The 15,615-nt window shown below is 72.0% G+C and carries 16 protein-coding genes and 1 pseudogene; 8 read left to right on the top strand and 9 right to left on the bottom strand.

Translation table 11 applies throughout. From position 1 onward, the window contains the following. Positions 1-396: 396 nt before the first annotated feature. Positions 397-573 (bottom strand): hypothetical protein, encoded by a 177-nt coding sequence (locus tag AB0J02_RS24200; RefSeq protein WP_363195828.1) that lies wholly within the window; start codon positions 571-573, stop codon positions 397-399. A gap of 175 nt (positions 574-748) precedes the next feature. Between AB0J02_RS24200 and AB0J02_RS24195 the strand changes: the two genes are divergently transcribed. Further along, positions 749-1,744: an NUDIX hydrolase gene (locus AB0J02_RS24195; protein WP_363195827.1), complete on the top strand. Its 996-nt coding sequence runs from the start codon at positions 749-751 to the stop codon at positions 1,742-1,744. Between the two features lie 5 nt (positions 1,745-1,749). Here AB0J02_RS24195 and AB0J02_RS24190 read toward each other — a convergent pair whose 3' ends face one another. Beyond that, complete coding sequence (locus tag AB0J02_RS24190; RefSeq protein ID WP_363195826.1) at positions 1,750-2,487, bottom strand: MBL fold metallo-hydrolase; 738 nt, start codon at positions 2,485-2,487, stop codon at positions 1,750-1,752. A gap of 84 nt (positions 2,488-2,571) precedes the next feature. Further along, a complete protein-coding gene (locus AB0J02_RS24185) occupies positions 2,572-3,933 on the bottom strand; it encodes a dipeptidase (protein ID WP_363195825.1) in 1,362 nt (453 codons plus the stop codon). Positions 3,934-4,066: 133 nt separating this feature from the next. Between AB0J02_RS24185 and AB0J02_RS24180 the strand changes: the two genes are divergently transcribed. Beyond that, positions 4,067-5,290, top strand: a complete 1,224-nt coding sequence (locus AB0J02_RS24180) for a geranylgeranyl reductase family protein (protein WP_363195824.1) — start codon at positions 4,067-4,069, stop codon at positions 5,288-5,290. A gap of 31 nt (positions 5,291-5,321) precedes the next feature. Here the strand turns inward: AB0J02_RS24180 and AB0J02_RS24175 are convergent, their stop codons facing one another. Beyond that, entirely contained in the window at positions 5,322-5,789 is a 468-nt protein-coding gene (locus AB0J02_RS24175; protein WP_363195875.1) for a nitroreductase family deazaflavin-dependent oxidoreductase, read from the bottom strand. 139 nt (positions 5,790-5,928) lie between these two features. On the opposite strand from AB0J02_RS24175, the gene AB0J02_RS24170 reads away from it, so the two are divergent. The 3 genes and pseudogenes from AB0J02_RS24170 to AB0J02_RS24160 all read left to right on the top strand — a co-directional run bounded on the left by AB0J02_RS24170 (position 5,929) and on the right by AB0J02_RS24160 (position 8,099). After that, positions 5,929-6,654, top strand: a complete 726-nt coding sequence (locus AB0J02_RS24170; RefSeq protein WP_363195823.1) for a TetR/AcrR family transcriptional regulator — start codon at positions 5,929-5,931, stop codon at positions 6,652-6,654. A gap of 108 nt (positions 6,655-6,762) precedes the next feature. Continuing rightward, positions 6,763-7,383, top strand: a pseudogene (locus AB0J02_RS24165) (sensor histidine kinase); the annotation flags it as partial. 50 nt (positions 7,384-7,433) lie between these two features. After that, positions 7,434-8,099, top strand: a complete 666-nt coding sequence (locus AB0J02_RS24160; RefSeq protein WP_363195822.1) for a response regulator transcription factor — start codon at positions 7,434-7,436, stop codon at positions 8,097-8,099. Here the strand turns inward: AB0J02_RS24160 and AB0J02_RS24155 are convergent. Together AB0J02_RS24155 and AB0J02_RS24150 are read right to left on the bottom strand one after the other, a co-directional pair. Then, on the bottom strand, positions 8,060-8,677 hold the full coding sequence (locus tag AB0J02_RS24155) for a hypothetical protein (RefSeq protein ID WP_363195821.1): 618 nt from the start codon (positions 8,675-8,677) through the stop codon (positions 8,060-8,062). The genes AB0J02_RS24160 and AB0J02_RS24155 overlap by 40 nt on opposite strands. 86 nt (positions 8,678-8,763) lie before the next feature. Next, complete coding sequence (locus AB0J02_RS24150) at positions 8,764-10,269, bottom strand: MFS transporter (RefSeq protein WP_363195820.1); 1,506 nt, start codon at positions 10,267-10,269, stop codon at positions 8,764-8,766. 88 nt (positions 10,270-10,357) lie between these two features. On the opposite strand from AB0J02_RS24150, the gene AB0J02_RS24145 reads away from it, so the two are divergent. After that, complete coding sequence (locus tag AB0J02_RS24145; protein ID WP_363195819.1) at positions 10,358-10,768, top strand: MarR family transcriptional regulator; 411 nt, start codon at positions 10,358-10,360, stop codon at positions 10,766-10,768. A gap of 24 nt (positions 10,769-10,792) precedes the next feature. On the opposite strand, the gene AB0J02_RS24140 is transcribed toward AB0J02_RS24145, so the two are convergent. The 3 genes from AB0J02_RS24140 to AB0J02_RS24130 form a co-directional block, all read right to left on the bottom strand. Further along, complete coding sequence (locus tag AB0J02_RS24140; protein ID WP_363195818.1) at positions 10,793-11,530, bottom strand: maleylpyruvate isomerase family mycothiol-dependent enzyme; 738 nt, start codon at positions 11,528-11,530, stop codon at positions 10,793-10,795. 50 nt (positions 11,531-11,580) lie between these two features. Further along, a complete protein-coding gene (locus AB0J02_RS24135; RefSeq protein WP_363195817.1) occupies positions 11,581-12,789 on the bottom strand; it encodes an MFS transporter in 1,209 nt (402 codons plus the stop codon). A 112-nt stretch (positions 12,790-12,901) separates the two neighbouring features. Next, entirely contained in the window at positions 12,902-13,681 is a 780-nt protein-coding gene (locus AB0J02_RS24130; RefSeq protein ID WP_363195816.1) for a DeoR/GlpR family DNA-binding transcription regulator, read from the bottom strand. Positions 13,682-13,835: 154 nt separating this feature from the next. Between AB0J02_RS24130 and AB0J02_RS24125 the strand changes: the two genes are divergently transcribed. Together AB0J02_RS24125 and AB0J02_RS24120 are read left to right on the top strand one after the other, a co-directional pair. Beyond that, positions 13,836-14,720, top strand: a complete 885-nt coding sequence (locus tag AB0J02_RS24125; RefSeq protein ID WP_363195815.1) for an SIS domain-containing protein — start codon at positions 13,836-13,838, stop codon at positions 14,718-14,720. A gap of 32 nt (positions 14,721-14,752) precedes the next feature. Then, entirely contained in the window at positions 14,753-15,613 is an 861-nt protein-coding gene (locus AB0J02_RS24120; RefSeq protein WP_363195814.1) for a class II fructose-bisphosphate aldolase, read from the top strand. The last annotated feature ends 2 nt before the right edge of the window (positions 15,614-15,615 follow it).

Here is a 15,615-nt window from a genome sequence, read left to right as displayed (position 1 = left end):
CTAGTTGTGGCCCGTCGGTTGTCGTGCGTAAGCCGTGCGCTGTCAGCCGTGCTCGTTGTCGGTGAGCGGTGAGCCGGCATCGGCTAGTTGTGGCCCGTCGGTTGTCGTGCGTAAGCCGTGCGCTGTCAGCCGTGCTCGTCGTCGGTGAGCGGTGAGCCGGCATCCGCCAGCTGTGGCCCGTCGGTTGGCGTCCGTCAGCCGTGGGTCGTGAGCCGGCCGGTAGCCGCAGTCGTCATCCGTGAGCGGTGGGCTGTCGTCCGTAAGCCGTGAACCGTCAGTCCGCAGCTGTCCCGGCCCTGAGCCGCGAGACTATGGCCCTCAGCCCGCAACCACACAGGTGGAGTCCGCCAGCGCAGAACCGTGAGGCTTCGGCTGCAAGCCCTGTGCCGTCGCGTTTCAAGCCGCCTTCACGATCTCCCCACGGACCGCGGCCGCCCACTCCACCACGAGCACCTCGTACTCCCGGCGTTGCGAGTCGCTCAATCGGCCGCCGGAGCGCGCCATGAGGCCGCGGATCTGCTCGTTCAACTCGTCGGCAGACCGCGCGGGAGCACGGGACTCGGTGGGGATCATGTGAAGAGACTAGCGGGCGGCACTGACAACGTGCCTCCGACTTATGAACCGCCGACCGCCAGAGGGTGATCGTCGGGCTCTGAAATGTGCCCGGAAACCGCCCCTCATCAGCATCTGGTTTCCGCAGCGGGGTGTTGCGGGCAAGCCTCAGGAGGCCGACGGATGAGGGGGAACCGTGATCGTCTGGGTCAACGGTGCGTCCCGTGCGGGGAAGACCGCCGCCGCACGGGAGCTGATCGATCTGCTCCCGAACTGCACGCTCTTCGACCCCGAGGTGATCGACGGCGAGCTGGAGCGGCTGCTGCCGCCCAAGCGGCTCGCCGAGGTGAGCGACCATCAGAATTTGCCGATCTGGCGGCGGCTCGTGGTGGACACCGCGGCGGCCCTGCTCGCCGAGGTGGGCGGAGTGCTCGTGGTGCCGATGGGGCTGTTGCGACAGGAGTACCGGGACGAGATCTTCGGCGGTCTCGCGGCCCGGCGGATCCCTGTGTGCCATGTGCTCCTTGCTCCCGGGGAAACGATCCTGCGCGAGCGGGACCCCGGTGGCGAGACTCCCACGGACATCGAGCCCTACCGCGCCGCCCTGGCGAACTGGCTCGCCGCCGACGCCTACCTCGTGGACAACAGCGCGCTGACCCCGTACGACACCGCCGTGCGGATCGCCGCCGCGGTGCGTACCGGGGAGGCGCCCCTGTCCGACATCGTGCAGACCCCGGAGCCGACCGCCGAGACGGTCGCCGCGGGCGTGCTGCTCTTCGACGAGGAGGGGCGGGTGCTGCTCGTCGACCCCACGTACAAGCCGGGCTGGGAGTTCCCCGGTGGTGTCGTCGAGCCGGGCGAGGCGCCCGCCCGCGCCGGGATGCGGGAGGTCGCCGAGGAGACCGGGATCCAACTCAGCGACGTACCAAGGCTGTTGGTCGTCGACTGGGAGTCGCCCGTGCCGCCCCGCTACGGCGGCCTGCGGCTGCTCTTCGACGGCGGGCCGCTGACGAGTGCCGCGGCACGGCACGTCCTGCTGCCCGGACCGGAGTTGCGGGCCTGGCGGTTCGTGAGCGAGAGCGAGGCGGCCGGGCTGCTGCCCCCGGTCCGCTTCGAGCGGCTGCGCTGGGCCCTTCGCGCCCGCGAGCGCGGCGCCGTCCACTATCTGGAGGCCGGAGTCCCGGTCGGCTGACAGCGTCAGGCGGGTGCGTACGGTGCCGCTGCCGTGCGCAGCGCTGTGGCCGCCCCGCCCACCACCGGGTCCCCGTGACCGAAGCACGCCACGTCGCTGTCGAGCGCGGCGAGCCGCCGGAAGGAGGCGATGGCCCGGTCGCGCTGCAGATTGAGTACGCCGAGCATGACCTGACCGTCCACGGGCGAGGCGGCCACCGCGTCGCCCGTGAACAGGACGCCGTGCGCGGGGAGTCGGAGCGCGATCGAGCCGTCGGTGTGCCCCGGCGCGCCGACCACCCGCGCCCCGTCCCCGAAGTCGAGGACGTCACCGTCCGCCAACTCCTCGACGGACGGCGGGAGTACGGGCCGGACGGGCCGGGGCGGGAGCTGAGCCAGTGCCTGCGCGTGGAGCGGGCGCTCCCAGTCCTCCGGGACGGGGTCGGGCCCCTCGGCCTCGCCCCGCACGAACGGCGCGTCGTTCCGGTGTGCGTACACCTGGGCCCCGCTCAGCCGCGCGAACTCCCCGGCGCCGCCCGCGTGGTCCTCGTGGAAGTGTGTGAGCACGATCCGCCGTACGTCCTCGGGAGCGTGCCCCCACTCGCGTACGGCGTCGGCGATCGGCTGACCGGCCCCGGCCGCGCCCGCGTCGATCAGGGTCAACTCGGCGCCGTCGCGCCAGAGATAGGCCTGCCCCACGGGGAAGCGCAGCAGGCGGAGCCGGGGAGTGAGGTCGATCGTGTCCGTCAGCTTGTAGGTCGTCATGAAACGACCGTACGAAGCTCACGGACACGACCGTGTCCTACTCGGCTCTGGGCAGAGAAGCGGCCGACCGGGCGGGTCGGGCGGTCAGTTGGCGGCCGCGTATTTCTGCAGGAAGCGCGCCTCCGCCACCGAGAGACGCTCCAACTCCTCCGGCGACACACTCTCGTTGACCGCGTGGATCTGGGCCTCCGGCTCGCTCAGGCCGATGAGGAGGATCTCCGCCTCGGGGTAGAGCGAGGCGAGCGTGTTGCAGAGGGGGATGGAGCCGCCCTGGCCCGCGTACTGCATCTCCTGGCCGTCGTACGCCTCCGCCATCGCCTCCGCCATCGCGGCGTACGCGGGGCTGGCGGTGTCCGCGCGGAACGGCTGGCCCTGGCCGACCTGTTCGACCTGCACCCGGGCGCCCCACGGGGTGCGGGCCTCGACGTGCGCCATCAGGAGCTTGGTCGCCTCGGCGGCGTCCGTGCCCGGCGGCACGCGCAGGCTGATCAGCGCGCGGGCGCCGGCCTGCACGGACGGCGTCGCGCCGACCACCGGCGGGCAGTCGATGCCGAGCACGGTCACGGCGGGCCGCGCCCAGATGCGGTCGGCGACCGTGCCCGATCCGATCAGTTCGACCCCGTCGAGCACCTTCGCGTCCTTGCGGAACGCGTCCTCCTCGTACTGCAGCCCGTCCCAGGACTCCGACGGTTCCAGACCGTCGACGGTCGTGGAGCCGTCCTCGGCGCGCAGCGAGTCCAGTACGCGCACCAGCGCGGCCAGCGCGTCGGGTGCCGCGCCGCCGAACTGGCCGGAGTGCAGATTGCCTTCGAGGGTGTCGATCTGGACGCGGACCAGCGTCATGCCGCGCAGCGTGGCCGTCGCGGTGGGCAGGCCGACGCGGAAGTTGCCCGCGTCACCGATGACGATCGTGTCGGCGCGCAGCAAGTCGGGGTGCTGCTCGGCGTAGCGCTCGAGGCCTCCGGTGCCCTGCTCCTCCGAGCCTTCCGCGATCACCTTGACGCCGACCGGGACCCCGCCGTTCGCCTTGAGCGCGCGGATCGCCAGGAGGTGCAGCAGGACACCGCCCTTGCAGTCGGCCGCGCCGCGTCCGTACCAGCGGCCGTCCTCGCGCTCCGTCAGCTCGAACGGCGGCGTCACCCACGCGTCCTCGTCCAGCGGCGGCTGCACGTCGTAGTGCGCGTACAGCAGCACCGTCGGCGCGCCCGCGGGCCCGGGCAGGAAGCCGTAGACCGACTGGGTGCCGTCCGGGGTGTCGAGCAGCGCGACGTCCTCGAAGCCCTCGTCGCGCAGCGCGTCGGCGACCCAGTTCGCGGCGCCCTCACTCTCGCTCTTCGGATACTGAGCGAAATCCGCCACCGATTTGAAAGCCACCAGTTCGGCCAGCTCAGCCTTCGCGCGGGGCAGAAGGGAGGCGACGGTCTCGGCGATCGGACGCGGCGACATGGGCACGCTCCTCGTAGGTGCGACGTTGTACGGGGTGTGCCGATGATCCTCCCACAGCAGGTCACGGGACGGCCCGCCGTAGGATGCCTGGGAAACGTGCGGCAGGCAGCTGGATCGGGAGCAGTAGACCATCGTGAGCAGCGAGAACTCGACGGGCGGCAACGACATGGACGACGAGCGGGCCATGGAGGTGTGGGACGTCGTCGTCGTGGGCGCGGGCCCCGCCGGGGCGTCCGCCGCCTACGCGGCCGCGGTCGCCGGACGGCGGGTCCTGCTTCTGGAGAAAGCGGAGATCCCGCGGTACAAGACATGTGGCGGCGGCATCATCGGCCCCTCGAGGGACTCGCTGCCGCCCGGCTTCGAGTTGCCGCTGAAGGACCGGATCAACGCGGTGACGTTCTCCCTGAACGGCAAGTACGCGCGGACCCGGCGCTCCAAGAGCATGCTGTTCGGGCTCATCAACCGGCCCGAGTTCGACGCGCAGCTCGTCGAGCACGCGCAGAAGGCGGGCGCCGAACTGCGTACCGGCGCCACCGTCTCGCGCGTCGAGCAGCACGGTTCCGGGGTGCCCGACCGGCGCACGGTCGCCGTTGTCCTCCAGGACGGAGAGACGGTGCTCGCGCGGGCCGTGGTCGGCGCGGACGGCAGCGCCAGCCGCATAGGAGCGCACGTCGGGGTCAAGCTCGACCAGGTCGACCTGGGCCTGGAGGCGGAGATCCCGGTTCCGCAGGCGGTCGCCGACGACTGGCGCGGCCGCGTCCTCATCGACTGGGGCCCGATGCCCGGCAGTTACGGCTGGGTCTTCCCGAAGGACGACACCCTCACCGTCGGCGTGATCTCTGCCCGCGGCGAAGGAGCCGCCACCAAGCGGTACTTGGAGGACTTCATCGGGCGGCTCGGGCTCGCCGGGTTCGAGCCGGCGATCTCCTCCGGGCACCTGACGCGCTGCCGCGCCGACGACTCGCCGCTCTCCCGCGGCCGGGTCCTGGTCTGCGGCGACGCCGCGGGGCTGCTCGAACCGTGGACCCGCGAGGGCATCTCGTTCGCGCTGCGTTCCGGGCGGCTCGCGGGGGAGTGGGCGGTGCGCGTCTCCGAGGCGCACGACGCGGTGGACGCCCGCCGGCAGGCGCTGAACTACGCGTTCGCCATCAAGGCCGGGCTCGGCGTCGAGATGGCCGTCGGCAAGAGCATGCTGACGCTCTTCGAGCGCAAGCCGGGTCTGCTGCACGCGGCGCTCACCGGATTCCGTCCCGCGTGGAACGCGTTCGCGAGGATCACCCGGGGCTCCTCCACCCTCGCCGAGCTGGTGAGGACGCATCCCATGGCGGGACGGGCCCTGTCGCGGCTCGAACGCTGAGCGGCCGGCCCGGCGGTCCGGCGCCGAGCGGTCAGCCTTTGAGGTCGACCCGGAACACGGGGTGGTCGGGGGCGATGCGGCGCAGTTCCTCGTCGGACGAGTCGGGGCCCACCCCGTTGAAGAACACGCCGACCTCGGCCTTCCAGCGCTTGAGGTAGGCGCGCAGCAGTGCGGGCTTGTCGTCGTCGGCGACCTCGGTGGCGGTGAACGCGTCGGCCTTCTTGCCCAGGCGCAGTTCCCCGCCGCCCGCGGCCCGCATGTTGTGCGTCCACTGCACATGGCCGCGGGGGGCGACGAGGTACGGCTGGCCGTCGACCGTCAGCAGGTTGACGGGAGTGGTGCGCCAGGCGCCGCTCTTGCGGCCGCGGACGGCCAGCACCCGGGAGCCCCAGACGCTGAGGCCCCGGCGGGTCAGCCACGACACGGAGCGGTTCAGGACGTTGAGGGTGAACCAGCCGGGCTTCTGGACGTGCGCAGACGTGGACACGGGATCCCCCAGGAAGTGACGTGTGAGAGCACTGCTCTCGCTTGAGAGCAGTCTGCACGAGATCGGTGATCTTTGGCAAGAGCAGTGCTCTCTTTTCAGTGCGCCGCTCCAAAGTGTGTGCAGTGCTCCGCAGGCGTGCGACACTGACCTCATGAGTACGAGCCGCAGCACGCCCCCACGCGCCACGCAGGGAGCCCGCGCCCGCGCGCGGCAGGAGGTCACCGCCGCCATCAAGGACGAGGCGCGCAGACAGCTCGCCGAGGACGGCGCCGCCAAGCTCTCGCTGCGCGCCGTCGCCCGCGAACTCGGCATGGTCTCCTCGGCCCTGTACCGCTACTTCCCCAGCCGCGACGAGCTGTTGACCGCCCTGATCATCGACGCGTACGACTCCCTGGGCGCGGCGGCAGAAGAGGCGGACGCGGCGTTCCGCGACGTCGGCGACGAGCCGACGCCGACCGGTCGCTGGGTCACCGTGTGCCAGGCCGTGCGGGCGTGGGCGTTGGCGCATCCGCACGAATACGCGCTCATCTACGGCTCGCCCGTTCCCGGTTACACCGCCCCCACCAGCACGGTCCCGGCCGCTTCCCGGGTCGGGCTGCTGCTCATCGGCATCGTGCGCGAGGCCTACGAGGGCAAGGGGGTGGCGCTGCCGCCGCTGACACCCGGGGTGCGGGCCGAGGCACGCCGGATCGCCGCCGACCTCGCCCCGGACCTCCCCCCGGAGGTGGCGGCCGCGCTCGTCGCCGCGTGGGCCCAGCTGTTCGGGCTCGTCGGCTTCGAGGTGTTCGGCCAGTTCCACCGGGTCGTCGAGGACCGCGCCGCGTTCTTCACCCATGCCGCGGCGGGGCTCGCCCACGGGGTCGGCCTGCTGCGGTAGCCCGGCCGGAAGCCACCCCGCTCGGGTCTGTCTTCAAACTCCCCTCTGCCCGGTGACGCCCGGCAAGCACTCTCGCCGCACCGGGCGCAAAGCCGGGTACGCCCCTAACGGCGGGCCGACGAGGAGCGGCTGCGCATCGCCCGGGAACTGCACGACGTACTGGCCCACTCCATCTCCGTGATCAACGTGCAGGCGGGCGTCGGGCTCGCCCTGCTCGACTCGGACCCGGAACAGGCGAGAACCGCCCTGGCCACCATCAAGGACGCGAGCAAGGAAGCGCTGGGCGAGGTGCGGCAGGTCCTCGACACGCTCAGGGCTCCAGGGGACGCGCCGCGGGCCCCCGCGCCCGGCCTCGACCGGCTGCCGGAGCTCGTCGAGCAGGCGGCCGGGGCCGGACTCACCGTCGACGTACGAACGGACGGGGAGCGGCCGGCGCTGCCGCCGGGCGTCGACCTCGCGGCGTTCCGGATCGTGCAGGAAGCGCTCACCAATGTCGTACGGCACTCCGCATCGCGCCGGGCGCGGGTCCGACTCCGCTACGCGAAGGGCCTGTTGACGCTCACCGCCGACGACGACGGGCCCGCGAGCCACGCCGAGGCGGGCGGCAGCGGCAACGGACTCGCCGGAATGCGCGAGCGCGCCGCCGCCCTCGGTGGCACGATCGAGGCGGGTCCGCGCCCGGACGGCGGCTTCCGTGTCGTCGCCGAACTGCCGCTCACCTCCGCGTAATCCCCGACCTCATCGCTCTCGTCACCCCCGTCGTCACAGGAGGCCCTCGGTTGATCCGCGTACTGCTCGCCGACGACCAGTCGCTCGTCCGCGCCGGGTTCAAGGCACTGCTCGACGCGCAGAGCGACATCGAGGTCGCGGGCGAGGCCGCCGACGGGGAGGAAGCGGTGCGCGCGGTGCGTGAACTGCGGCCCGACGTCGCCCTCATGGACATCCGGATGCCTCTCCTGGACGGGCTCGCCGCGACCCGGCGGATCGGCGCCGACGCGGATCTCGCGGCGGTGAAGGTGGTCATGCTCACCACCTTCGAACTCGACGAGTACGTCTTCGAGGCGATCCGTTCCGGGGCCTCCGGTTTTCTCGTCAAGGACACCGAACCGGCCGAACTGCTGCGCGCCGTACGGGCCGTCGTGCACGGGGACGCGCTGCTGTCGCCGGGCGTCACCCGGCGCCTGATCGCCGAGTTCGCGGCCCGCTCCAAGGAGCCGACGGCCGCCGTGCCGCTCTCCGGACTGACCGAGCGGGAGCGGGAGGTGATGGCGCTCGTCGGCATCGGTCTGTCCAACGCGGAGATCGCGCGCCGTCTGGTGGTCAGCCCGCTCACCGCGAAGACCCACGTGAGCCGCACGATGGTCAAGCTGGGCGCTCGCGACCGCGCCCAACTGGTCGTCCTGGCCTATGAGTCGGGCCTTGTCCGTCCCGGCTGGCTGGGCTGAGCCGCGTACGCGTCCTCGTGTCCCGGGGCGGGGCGCAGGGCCGTGTCCATGTGGCGCAGCCGCTCCAGGGAACGGCGACGCATCCAGAGGACCCACGTGCAGAACCCGGCCGTGCCGACCGCGAAGACGGCCGGGAAGGTCCACGATCCGGTGGCGATACCGAGGGCCAGCAGGCCGGCGGCGATCAGCCCCATGAAGCCCAGCCAGTACGGCAGCCACCGGCGACCGCGCTCGATCTGCCTCAACTGGTCGTCGACCAGGCCCCGCATCGCGGTCCGCTCGGCGGGGTCGTGGGGCTCCTCGCCGTGGCGGATCTTGCGGGAGAGGGCGGCGACTCCCCGCTGATCGGTGCCGGCCGCGCGACCGGCCCTGCGGCGCTGCGCGGCCAGGAAGGCGAGGGCGATCCCCGTGTACAGCGCGCCCTTGATCACCCATAACGCGGGATGCTCCGACGGCCGGAACAGGGCGGAGAGTCCTGTGCCCACCAGGAACATCGCGGCGCCCTGTGCGGCCAGGCTGTGGTCGAGCCACCGTTTGAAGGTGTGCACGGCTTGTACCCCCTCGGTTTCACCGGACATGTTCCTTCCCGGTTACCCCGCGATGCCCGGCTCACCGACCACGGGCCGGTGGGCCGGGCATCGCTCGCGGGGGCTGCGAAACGATGTCAGTCCCGGAGCGCGAGCCGTGCTTCGTCGGCCTCCTTGTGTACGGACGTGACGACCACGACGGTGTCCTGCGGGCGGCGCGTGCGCAGACCGGGGAGCGTGACCAGCAGACCCGCCAGGGCGACAGCGGTGACGACCACCAGGCCGGGGCGGTAGCTGTCCAGGACCGCCTGCGGCGAAGCGCCCTCGGGGGCGTTCGCGGTGATCACGGCCGTCACCACCGCGAGGAAGATCGCGCCGCCGACCTGCACGGAGGTGTTGAGCAGACCGGAGACCATGCCCTGCTCGTCGTCGTGCACGCCGTTGGTGGCCTGGATGTTGAGCGAGGGGAAGACCAGGGCGCAGGCCGCGCCGATCAGCAGCATCGTCGGCAGGATGACGGCCGCGTAGACCGGGTCGAGGCTGATCCGCAGGAACAGGGCGTAGCCGAGCACCATGAGCGCGAAGCCCACCGCGATCACCCGGGGCGTGCCGAAGCGGTCCACGATCGCGCCGACCTTCGTCGACGACAGGGCCACCAGGGCGCCCGCGGGCAGGAACGCGAGGGCCATGCTCAGCGCCGACCAGCCCAGCAGCGACTGCAGGTACAGCGTCGCCAGGAACTGGAAGCTGACGTAACTGCCGAAGAAGGTCATCGCGCCCAGCTGGGCACGGATCTGCGAGCCGGAGCGCAGCACCCCGAGCCGGATCAGTGGTCCCGGCGAGCGGCGCTCGATGCGGAGGAACAGGGTGAGCAGCACGGCGACGGCGAGGAAGGAGAGCAGGGTGCGCGGCGAGCCCCAGCCGGCTTGCGGCGCCTGCACCACGGTGAAGACCAGCAGCAGCATGGAGAGGGTGCCGGTGATGGCGCCCGGGATGTCGTAGCCGCGGTGGTTCTCCTCCTTGGCGCTGTGCGGGATCAGTTTGAGGCCGAGCAGCAGCGCGATCACGGCGATCGGCGCGGGCAGCAGCATGGTGAGGCGCCAGCTCGCCTCCGTCAACAGGCCGGAGAGGACGAGGCCCATGGAGAAACCGGTGGCGGCGCAGGTGGTGTAGATGGACAGGGCGCGGTTGCGGAGCGGGCCCTCGGCGAACGTGGTCGTGATGATGGAAAGGCCGGCGGGCGCGGTGAACGCGGCGCTCAACCCCTTGATGAAGCGGCTCGCGATGAGCAGCGGCCCCGAGTCGACGAGCCCGCCGAGCAGGGACGCGACCGCGAAGACGCCGAGCGCGATGAGGAAGACGCGGCGCCGCCCGAGCAGGTCGGCCGCACGGCCGCCGAGCAGCAACAGGCCGCCGTAGCCCAGGATGTAGCCGCTGACGACCCATTGCAGCGTCGAGGTCGACAGGCCCAGTTCCGAGCCGATCGAGGGCAGGGCCACGCCGACCATCGACACGTCGAGCGCGTCGAGGAACATCGCGGCGCAGAGCACGAGCAGGGTCCCCCACAAGCGAGGGGACCAGCGCTCCTGAACCTGTGCGGAAGGCTCCGGGGACGACGGAGCGGTGGTGAGCGGAGAGGTCATGCGGAGCACGGTACATGCGCATGCATTGACTGCAAGTGCATTTAATTCCGATGCAACAAAAGGCGCCATTTCTGCTACGGTGCGGTACATGGCGGCACAGAAGTCGGAAGCGAGGGCCGCGTCGGGCCTCGTGGATCAGTGGCGGGACATCCTCGCGGTTCACGCGCGCACGATGTGCGAGCTCGACCGTGAACTGCATCGACACGGCCTGGGCGCAAGCGACTTCGAGGTTCTCGACGTGCTTGCCGAAGGCGCCGCGGAGGACGGCACGTCCGGGTTCCGGGTGCAGGAGATCGCCTCGCAGGTCCATCTGAGCCAGAGCGCCCTGTCCCGCCTCATCGGGCGCCTGGAGAAGGACGGGCTCGTGGAGCGCGGCATGTGCAGCGAGGACCGGCGCGGAGTGCGGGTCTGCCTCACCTCCAAAGGACGCGATCTGCACGGCGAGGTGCGGCCGCTGCAACGGGCCGTCCTGAGCCGGATGCTGGAGCCCGGCGCCTGACCGGCCGTTGTCGCCGGGGGCCGGTCAGCCCCAGGTGATCGCGGAGCGCTCCCGCCACAGCGCGGCCACCGACGCGTCGCCCGTCAGGGACGGGAACGGCAGCCGGTTCCACAGCGACAAGTAGAGACGCGCGGCGGGCCCCGCCAGCTCGCAGTCCGCCTCGCCCCGCGCGCCCCGCTCGGCCACCGGTGGCTCTTCGGAGATGCGCACCGTCCATGTCGCGTCGGCGTCCGTCGCGCGTACGCGCAGCACCCTGGGTCCTGCGGAGCGCACCCGACTCTTCTTCCGGGCGTGGAACCCGCGCAGGAGTTCCTCGATCCCGTCGACCGCGAGATCCTCGGTGATCGGGTCCGGCGTCGCCGTCAGCGCCGACTGCGCGTCCACCCGGTGCACCGTCGTCTCGTGGGCCTGCCGCCGCGCCCAGAAGGCGAGCGGTGACGGCGCGGGCAGGAACGCCCAGCACGTCACGGAAGGCGGCGCCTGCGTCAGCGTGTCCACGAGGTAGGTGTGCCCCTGCCGGAACCAGTCGAGCAGCGGCTCCCCGTCGAGGTCGGGCAGGCCCCCGTCGGGGTGGTACGCCGTGTGTCCCTCGGCGACGAACGCAGCCGCCCAGCGGTGCACCATCCCCGTGTGCCGCAGCAGGTCGCGGATCTGCCAGCCGGGGCAGGTCGGCACCTTGGCGTCGACCCCCGCCCGCTCGGCGGCCGCCGCGAGCCGGCGGCCCTCCGTGTCCAGGACGTGAAGGTGTTCGGCAATCTCCATGGGGCGAGTGTGCCGGGTGAAGTCGGCCCGACGGCAGGGGTTTTCTGGATTCAGGCCGTGGCCACGCGACGAGTGGCGAAGCCGATCGTCGCCGCCACCGCCGCGAGCAGCGCCACGCTCGTCAGGGCCGTGGGCAGCGAGAACCAGTCCGCCATGAAGCCGATCGCGGGTGGTCCGAGCAGCATGCCGCCGTAGCCGAGGGTGGACGCCGCGGCGACGCCGGTCGGGCCGGCGAGCGCTCCGGCCCGCTCGACCGCCACGGGGAAGATGTTCGCCAGGCCGAGTCCGGTGACGGCGAAACCGACGAGGGTGAGCCATACCGAGGGCGCGAGCGAGCCGAGCAGCATACCGGCCGCGCCGATCGCCCCGCCGCACACCAACGTCCTTGTCCTGCCGAGCCGTTCGAGGAGGGCCGTGCCGGACAGCCGGCCGATCGTCATGGCCAACGCGAAGCAGGAGTAACTGGCGGCCGCGACGCCCGGGTGGGCGTGCAGATCCTGTTCCAGGTGGAGCGCGCTCCAGTCCGCCAGGGCCCCTTCGCCGTACGCCGTGCACAGGGCGATGAGCCCGAAGACGAGGACCAGGCCACGGGTCCCGCGGGCCCCTCGGCCGACGGGGCGCGGTCTGTCGTCGGCTATGCGTTCCGGAGGGCGCGGCGGGGTGTGGCGCAGCAGGGTCGGTGCGGTCGCCGCGGTGACCACGAGCCCGACCACGGTGATCGCCAGCAGGTGCCGGGTGGGGGAGAGCTGCCCCGCGACCAGGCCGCCGAGGCCCGAGCCCACCATGCCGCCGAGGCTGAACGCGGCGTGGAAGCTCGGCATGACGGGCCGGCCGAGCGCGGCGACGAGATCGACGGCCGCGCTGTTCATCGCCACGTTGATCCCGCCGTACGCGGCTCCGAAGACCAGCAGGACGAGGCCGAGTGCGAGCGGTGAGTGCGTCAGCGGGGGCAGGGCGACGGTGAGGGGGAGGAGTACACCGCAGACCACGGTCACCGCGTGACTGCCGAACCGGCGGCACAACCCGCCGGTCAGCATCATCGTGACGACGGCCCCGGCCGACACCCCGAGCAGCGCGAGCCCGAGGGTGCTCGCCGACGCCCCCGTCTGCTCCTTGATCGCGGGGATGCGCACGACCCAGCCCGCGAAGATGAATCCGTCGAGGGCGAAGAAGACGGTGAGGGCGAGGCGCAGTCGGGACAGGGGCGGGGGGTGCGGGCCGTCGGCGCTGACGGCTCCGAGTTTGTTTAGTTGCGGCACAAAATAAGGGTAAGACGGGGGTTCCGTTGGGGACAAGGGGGTCGGGGGAGGCCGGGGCATACGAAAGGCGCGCGGGGTGCGTACCCCGCGCGCCTGCTCCTGTCGTGTCCGCTCAGACCGCGACGACCTGGACCCCCGCCTCCTCGAACCGGCCGAGCGTCTCCTTGTCGGCCGCGGTGTCCGTCACCAGGATGTCCACCTGTGCCAGGTCGCAGATCCGCGCGAACGCCCGGTGGCCCAGCTTGCTGGAGTCCGCCGCGACCACCACGCGCTCCGCCCGCTCGCACAGCAGCCGGTTGATCGCGGCCTCGGCCTCGTCGTGCGCGGAGGCACCGTGCGTGACGTCGAGGCCGACGACGCCGAGCACCGCCGTGTCGAGAGTGACCTGGCCGAGTACGCCGTCGGCGAGCGGTCCGATCAACTCGTACGACTGCGGACGGGCGACGCCACCGGTCAGCACGATCTTGAACTGGGGGCGCACCGCCAGCTCGTTGGCGATGTTCAGGGCGTTCGTGACGATGGTCAGGGCCGGGGTGCCGGAGGCGAGGTCGGGCCGGACGGCGAGCGCCCGTGCCACCTCCGTCGTCGTGGTACCCCCCGTGAGTCCCACCGCCTCACCGGGGGTGAGGAGTTCGGCGACGGCCTTGGCGATGCGCTGCTTCTCGGCGGCGCCGAGCGCGGTCTTGTAGCGCAGCGGGAGTTCGTAGCTGACGCCGTGCACGACGGCGCCGCCGCGGGTGCGCACCAGCATCTGCTGCTCCGCGAGCTGGTCGAAGTCGCGCCGGATCGTCGCGGCGGAGACGCCCAGTTGGGTCGCCGCCACCTCCACGTCGAGGCGGCCGCGCTCGACGAGCAGTTCCAGGAGGGACTTCCAGCGGGCGTCGCGGGACATCCGCGGCCTCCAATCGTCGATCGGCTCGGTGGAACAGACCTTAGCCGTTTGCGCGAGATTGCTTGATAGTGATTGAAAGCTCGCTATATCTTGCAGGAACAATCATCGCGCGGCGCGCTTGCGCCCGCACGCCATATTGGGGAGTGGGTACGGCATGAGTCATGTCGAGAACGAGCTGAACAGCCAGCCGGAGTGCTGGACGCGGGCCGCGGAGCTGGCCCTCACACACAAGGCGGCCCTGCCGGCGGCGGGAGAGCGGGTCGCGATCATCGGCTGCGGCACCTCCTGGTTCATGGCGCAGGCCGCGGCCGTGCTGCGCGAGCAGGCGGGGCAGGGCGAGACCGACGCGTTCGCGGCGTCGGAGTTCCCGGCCGGGCGGACGTACGACCGGGTGATCGCGCTGACCCGGTCCGGCACGACCACGGAGGTCCTCCACCTGCTGGCCGCCCTCAAGGGCACGGTCCGCACGACCGCGATCACCGGCGACCCGGACACGCCCATCAAAACGGCCGCCGACGACCTGGTGGTCCTCGACTTCGCCGACGAGCAGTCCGTGGTGCAGACCCGTTTCGCCACCACCGCGCTCACCCTGATCCGCGCCCACCTGGGCCTGCACACCGAGCAGGCCGTCGCCGACGCGCGCACCGCGCTCGCCGAGCCGCTGCCCGAAGGGCTCGTGGAATGCGGCCAGTTCAGCTTCCTGGGCCGCGGCTGGACCGTCGGCCTGGCCAACGAGGCCGCGCTGAAGATGCGCGAGGCGTCCCTGTCGTGGACCGAGGCGTACCCCGCGATGGAGTACCGCCACGGCCCGATCAGCGTCACCACCGCGGGCACCGCCACCTGGATGCTCGGCGAGGCGCCCGAGGGCCTGGCCGAGCAGGTCGCCGCGACCGGCGCCCTGTGGGTCGAGGGCCGGCTCGACCCGCTGGCCGAACTCGTCCGCGCCCAGCGCCTGGCCGTCGCGGTCGCCGCGCGTCAGGGTCTCGACCCCGACCAGCCCCGCCACCTCACGCGCTCGGTGATCCTCAGCACCAACTGACCGCTCTCCCCGGCCACTTGAAAGGAGGGGCAGTGCCCCTCGCAGCAACAGGGACGCTCGTCGGCGCGGCCGCGGCCCGGCGCGGCGCCGTCGCCGCCTTCAACGTCATCACGCTCGAACACATCGAGGCCGTCGTCGCGGGCGCCGAGGCCGCGGACGCGCCGGTCATCCTGCAGATCTCCGAGAACGCCGTCCGCTACCGCTACGGCCGGCTCCTGCCGCTGGCCCGCGCCGCGGCCGCCGTCGCCGAACAGGCCCACGTCGACGTCGCCCTCCACCTCGACCACGTACAGAGCGACGAGCTGCTGCGGCAGGCCGCCGACGCCGGATTCAGCTCGGTGATGTACGACGCCGCACGCCTCTCCTACGACGAGAACCTCGCCGCCACCCGCGCCGCGGCCGACTGGGGCCACGCCCACGGCCTGTGGGTCGAGGCCGAGCTGGGCGAGGTCGGCGGCAAGGACGGGTCGGCGCCGCTCGACGCGCACGCGCCGGGCGCCCGTACCGACCCGGGGGAGGCCCGCGCGTACGTGTCCGACGCGGGCGTGGACGCCCTCGCCGTCGCGGTCGGCTCCTCGCACGCCATGACCACCCGCACCGCCGCCCTCGATCACGATCTCCTCAAGCGGCTCGCCGAGGGCCTCCGTGAGTTCGGCGTACCGCTGGTGCTGCACGGCTCCTCCGGGGTGCCGGACGCCGAGCTGACGGCGGCCGTACGCGGTGGCATCGCCAAGGTCAACGTCGGTACGGCCCTGAACATCGCGATGACCGCCGCCATCAGGGAGTTCCTCGCGGCGCACCCCGACGCGGTCGACTCGCGGAAGTACCTGACGGTCGGTCGCGAGGCCATGTCCCGCACCGTGAGCGAACTGATCGCGGTGGTGCGGGGCTGAGT

It is taken from the genome of Streptomyces sp. NPDC050264 (assembly GCF_040655895.1).
Classification (GTDB): Bacteria; Actinomycetota; Actinomycetes; order Streptomycetales; family Streptomycetaceae; genus Streptomyces.
This window is presented reverse-complemented; position numbering and strand designations above follow the sequence as displayed.